Source organism: uncultured Cetobacterium sp., assembly GCF_947038635.1.
Lineage (GTDB): Bacteria > Fusobacteriota > Fusobacteriia > Fusobacteriales > Fusobacteriaceae > Cetobacterium_A.
The window spans coordinates 1-5,203 of the sequence record NZ_CAMQXC010000142.1; the positions used below are offsets into that span (position 1 = coordinate 1).

5 protein-coding genes and 1 pseudogene are annotated in these 5,203 nt (G+C 27.7%); 5 read left to right on the forward strand and 1 reads right to left on the reverse strand.

Annotation, left to right across the window (positions count from 1 at the left end):
* Positions 1–39 precede the first annotated feature (39 nt).
* From Q0V08_RS10485 to Q0V08_RS10495, 3 genes are all read left to right on the forward strand, one after another.
* Positions 40–450, forward strand: a complete 411-nt coding sequence (locus tag Q0V08_RS10485; RefSeq protein ID WP_297434564.1) for a DUF1499 domain-containing protein — start codon at positions 40–42, stop codon at positions 448–450.
* Between the two features lie 12 nt (positions 451–462).
* The gene (locus Q0V08_RS10490; protein ID WP_297434566.1) at positions 463–1,329 is read left to right on the forward strand and encodes a DMT family transporter; all 867 of its coding nucleotides are present in this window, start codon (positions 463–465) and stop codon (positions 1,327–1,329) included.
* A gap of 80 nt (positions 1,330–1,409) precedes the next feature.
* On the forward strand, positions 1,410–2,210 hold the full coding sequence (locus Q0V08_RS10495) for an MBL fold metallo-hydrolase (protein WP_297434568.1): 801 nt from the start codon (positions 1,410–1,412) through the stop codon (positions 2,208–2,210).
* A 36-nt stretch (positions 2,211–2,246) separates the two neighbouring features.
* Here Q0V08_RS10495 and Q0V08_RS10500 read toward each other — a convergent pair whose 3' ends face one another.
* Positions 2,247–3,044, reverse strand: a complete 798-nt coding sequence (locus tag Q0V08_RS10500) for a MerR family transcriptional regulator (protein WP_297434569.1) — start codon at positions 3,042–3,044, stop codon at positions 2,247–2,249.
* 112 nt (positions 3,045–3,156) lie between these two features.
* On the opposite strand from Q0V08_RS10500, the gene Q0V08_RS10505 reads away from it, so the two are divergent.
* Both Q0V08_RS10505 and Q0V08_RS10510 read left to right on the forward strand, forming a co-directional pair.
* Positions 3,157–4,515: a Sapep family Mn(2+)-dependent dipeptidase gene (locus tag Q0V08_RS10505; protein WP_297434571.1), complete on the forward strand. Its 1,359-nt coding sequence runs from the start codon at positions 3,157–3,159 to the stop codon at positions 4,513–4,515.
* A gap of 28 nt (positions 4,516–4,543) precedes the next feature.
* Positions 4,544–5,203: pseudogene (locus Q0V08_RS10510) on the forward strand (YfcC family protein); the annotation flags it as partial.

Consider the following 5,203-nt stretch of genomic DNA (forward strand, 5'->3'; position numbering starts at 1 on the left):
GAAAAATAGGGTATACTAAAAATAAAGGGGTGAGAAATTATGAAGAGAAAATTAATGATAATTTTTATTTGTTATTTTTCAATTTTACTAGGAGAGGGGAGCGATAAAACTATGTTAAAAGAATGTCCAGATACACCAAATTGTGTTTCAAGTAAGGCGAAGGATACAAAACATTATATTGAACCAATAATTATAGATTATAAAGATGGGAATGTAAAAGAAAAACTTATAAAAGTAATAGAAAAGTTTCAAGGTAAAATTTTAGAAGACAAGGGAAATCTTTTAAAAGTAGCTTTTTATAGTAAATTTTTTGGATTTGAAGATATAGCAGATTTTGAGATAGAACCAGATAAAAATATAATAAATGTACGATCAGCAGCACAAACAGGGTGGTATGATTTTGGAGTAAATAGAAAAAGAATGGAAAAAATAAGGGAAGAGTTAAAATAAGGGGGAATTAAATTGGGTGAAAGCTTAGCACTTGCTGCAGCATTTGGGTGGGTAGGAAGCTCTGTATTTTTAGAAAGGGCAAGTAAAGAAACAGGAACATTAGCAGTAAATTTAATAAGATTGGTTATAGCTATGTTATTTTTAGGAGTAATAACATATGTAAAGAGAGGATTAGTTTTGCCTTTAGATGTAACAAAAGAATCGTTTAAATTTTTATCTATTTCAGGATTATTTGGATTGTTTTTAGGAGACTTTTTTTTATATAAGTCATATGTTAAAATAGGCCCGAGAATAACTTTGTTAGTTATGACGTTTAGCCCAATAGCTGTTTCAATTTTAAGTTTTTTTATACTGAGAGAAAAAATAGAAGGATTTAAAATTTTAGGAATGTTGTTAACAATAATTGGAATAGCGATTGTTATCTTAAAAAAGAAAAATGACAAAGAGTTTTCAAAAGTTGGGTTTGTATATGCTTTATTAGCAATGCTAGGAGAAAGTTTAGGAATTATTTTTACAAGATTAGGATCTATTGATTACGATTCTTTTGCAACAATTCAAGTTAGAACGATACCAGCGATTTTAGCTTTTATAGTTTATATCTCTTTAAAAAAAGAGTGGCCAAATATAAAAGAAGGAATTATAAATAAAAAAGGTATGATATATATAGTATTAGGCACTATTGTGGCAACTTTAGGAGTAACTGCATTAGTAGAAGCGATGAAATATGCAAATGTTGGAATTGTAAGTACTTTAGCAGCAACAAGCCCGATATTAATAATTCCTATATCGATTATATTTTTTAAAGAAAAAGTTAGTATATTAGAGGGGATTGGTGCTTTAATATCTTTTGTTGGAATTACTATATTTTTTATATTATAGTCTTGATTTTTAAGTTTAAAAACAATATAATTATTTTTAATAAATAAAAAAGGAAGGGATATAAGATAGAGATACAGGTCTTGGTAGAGAATAAAAGTTTAAATAAAGATTTAGCAAAGGAGCATGGCCTCTCTTTGTATATAAAAACAAATGGGAAAAAAATATTATTTGATGTAGGTGAAAGTAAAAAGTTTTGGAAAAATGCAGAGAAGATAGGAATTAATTTAGAAGAAATCGATTATTTAATTCTTTCTCACGGTCATAAAGATCACGGTGGAGGGCTACCTTATTTTTTAAAAAGAAATAAAAAAGCTAAAATATATTGTAGCGAATATTATTTTGAAAAACATTATAAAAAAATATTGGGTGCATATATAGATATAGGCATACCTTATGAATATTTAGATGTTGAAAGATTTAATTTTATTCAAAATACATTTAATTTAGAGAATATACATTTATTTCATTGCTTTGATAAAAAAAGTGAGAATCCAATTAATGAAAATCTTTATATGAAAAATGAAAATGGTGAATATGAAAAAGATAGTTTTAAGCATGAGTTACATATGATAATAAAAGAAAATAATAGTAATATTTTGCTTGTTGGGTGTGCACATATAGGAGTAGAGAATATTTTAGAGCAATGTAAAAAAGAGAGGATAGAGATTCATAGTATAATAGGAGGATTTCATCTATCAAGTAGAACAAGTTTAAATAAAAATGAGAAGTATATAGATGAGTTAGTAGAATACTTAAATAAAACAACTATAAATAGCATTTTTCCATGTCATTGTACTGGAGAATTCGGAGTGAAAAAACTTGAAAAAAATAGTGGATTTCAAGTTTTTGAAATTCAAACTGGGAGTAAATTAGAGATTTAAATTATATGTATTTATAGAAAGCTAGTTCATATTGAACTAGCTTTCTATTGGTATTGATATTTTTATAGTTTGTCCCATACAATTTCCAGCGTTAACAATGACATCACTAAAGGTTTCAATAGAATCACCTACAATTTTAAAATTATTTTCATCTATAAATTTTAATAATTTGAAGTAACTTTCACCTATTTTTTGAGTGAAGTCTTTATGATAAATTGAAACTACTAAATTGAAATCGATATAATGATTAGAAACACTAGATGCAATAACTCCGATTCGATCTATTTTAAAATATTCATTATTTAAAATATCATTTTTTTTCAAAATTGTTATTCTCTTGGCTTTTTCTAAACTATATTTTTTTCGAAGTTCATTTAAGGTATGAATTCCTTCAATAAGTTCTTTTTCAGATTTTGGTTCACAAATTTCAATTTGAAAAACAAAGATATCATTTAAAGATTCGAGAAAAGGAGTACAACCATCTTGATTGGATATATTTTCAATTTCTTGAATTTTGTCTGAGATAAATTCGGCAGAGTTTTCAAGAGTTGATATTTTATCTTTGATCTGTTTCAACTTTTTATTAAGTAATTCAATACTATCAGATGTATTTTTACATTTGATATAATCTTTAATTTCTTTTAAAGAAAAATTAGCTTTTTTTAACATACTTATGAAGTATAAGTCTGAGATATTTTCATCATTATAGTATCTATAACCATTTTCATGGTCAATATATGCCGGTTTAAATAAATTGATAGTATCATAATAAATAAGAGTTTCTCTACTTATATTAAATGTTTTAGCAATTTCACTAATTTTATAAAGTTTCAATAAATTACCCCCTTGACTATAAAGTATACTTTATACTATATAATTATAGCAGATATGATAAATATCTACAAATAGCAACACACAACAAATAAAAATGCATATAGGAGGAAAAATGAACACAAAAATTCAAGAAAAAGAAAGATTGTATAAGAAAATGGAAGAAAATTTTCCTAAATTTTTAAAGGATTTAGACAGAATAGTTTCAATTCCTAGTTTTTTAAAAGAGAATAGCGATACGTTCCCTTTTGGAGAGGATATTCAAAAAGCTTTAGAAACAATGCTAGATATTTGTAAAGAGTTAGGATTAAAGACGTTTATAGATCCAGAAGGATACTATGGATATGCTGAAATTGGAGAGGGAGAAAAATTAGTTGGAGTTTTAGGACATTTAGATGTTGTACCTCCAGGAGATTTAAATAAGTGGGAAAATCCTCCGTTTGAGCCTATAATAAAAGATGGTAAATATTATGGAAGAGGATCACAAGATGATAAAGGTCCAACATTAGCGGCTATTTATGCTTTGAAAACACTTTTAGATTGTGGTTTTAATTTGAATTATAGAGTAAGATTTATATTTGGAACAGATGAAGAAAATTTATGGAGAGATATGCCTAAATATGTTGAAAAAGAGGAGATGCCTACAGTTGGATTTACACCTGATTCTAAATTTCCTTTAATCTATGCAGAAAAAGGATTGTTACAATGTAAATTAACAGCAAAAAATCAAAGTGGAATGGTATTTAAAGGTGGAGATGCTTTTAATTCAGTTCCTTCAAGTATTTTAGTTGAAAAAACAGCAGGATTAATAGAAGCTTTAGAAAACTTGAAATATGAGTATACAGAAAAAGATAATAAAATTGAAATTATAGGTAAGAGTGTTCATGCTCAAGTAGCTGAAACCGGAATAAATGCTATAAATAGATACCTACACGCTTTAAGTTTAAGTGGAGTAGAAACAAAATCAGGAAAATTTATAGTTGAGAATTTAATTGGACATAACTTTGCAGAGCCAATATTTGGAGAAGTTAAAGATGAGCATTCAGGAGAGTTGAAATTTAATGTTGGTAAAATTGAATTTACACCGGAGAATGAAATTTTATGTATAGATATGAGAATTCCCGTTACTTATGACAAAGAAATAATTGTTAAGACTTTAACTGAAAAAGCAAAGGAGTATGGATTTGAATATTCTCAACATGATTATTTAAAGTCAATCTACACTCCTCTTGATTCAGAGTTAGTAAAAACACTTATGGGAGCTTATCAAGAAGTAACTGGTGATATGGAATCTCAACCAATAGCTGGTGGTGGGGCAACATATGCAAGAGCAATAAATAATTGTGTAGCATTTGGATATGTTTTACCAAATAGTCCTAAGACAGAGCACCAACCTAATGAATATATAATTTTAGATGATATGAAAATGGCTATGAAAATATACATGAAAGCTTTTGAAAAATTTAGAGTTTAAAAAATATTGCTAGAGGAGATTGAGAACATTGAAAAAAGAAAGAAAGATGTTTAGTGCATATACTATTGTTTTTATATTTTTAGTAATAACAGGAGCTTTAACTTGGATAGTTCCACAATCAGTTGTTGTAAGTAATAATGGTGTAAAAGAAGTGATTTATAATGCCATTGTTAATGATGCTGGAGAGGTAATAAAAGGTTTAGGACGTCAACCAGCAGGTATTTGGAATATTTTAATGGCACCAGTACAAGGATTTGAAAAATCAAGTTCAGTAAGTATTGCAATTTTAATGGCCGGGGCCTTTTTAGGATTAATAAATTCTGTAGGAGCAATGGATGCTGGAATTGGAGCACTATTGAAGAAATATACAGGAACTACTTTGATAGCAATTTTAATGTTTGTTTTTGCTGTTTTTGGTAGTGTATTTGGATTTTGGGAAGAGATACCAGCATTTTCAATTGTTATAGTACCTTTATTTGTTCTAGCAGGATATGATGTGATAACAGGATTGGCTGTTTTAACAGTTGGAGCAACAGCAGGAAATATGGCGAGTGTTGTAAATCCATTTTCAACAGGAGCAGCTATTGGTGCAATTGGAAATCCAGAACTTTCTTTAGGAAGTGGAATGGTATTAAGATTAATTTTATTTATACTTCTTTATGCTATTGGATTATTTTTTACAGTTAAG

Excerpts from the sequence above, each read along its gene's own strand:
- Q0V08_RS10485 (WP_297434564.1), top strand. The coding sequence starts at position 40 with ATGAAGAGAAAATTAATGATAATTTTTATTTGTTATTTTTCAATTTTA.
- Q0V08_RS10505 (WP_297434571.1), top strand. The coding sequence starts at position 3,157 with ATGAACACAAAAATTCAAGAAAAAGAAAGATTGTATAAGAAAATGGAA.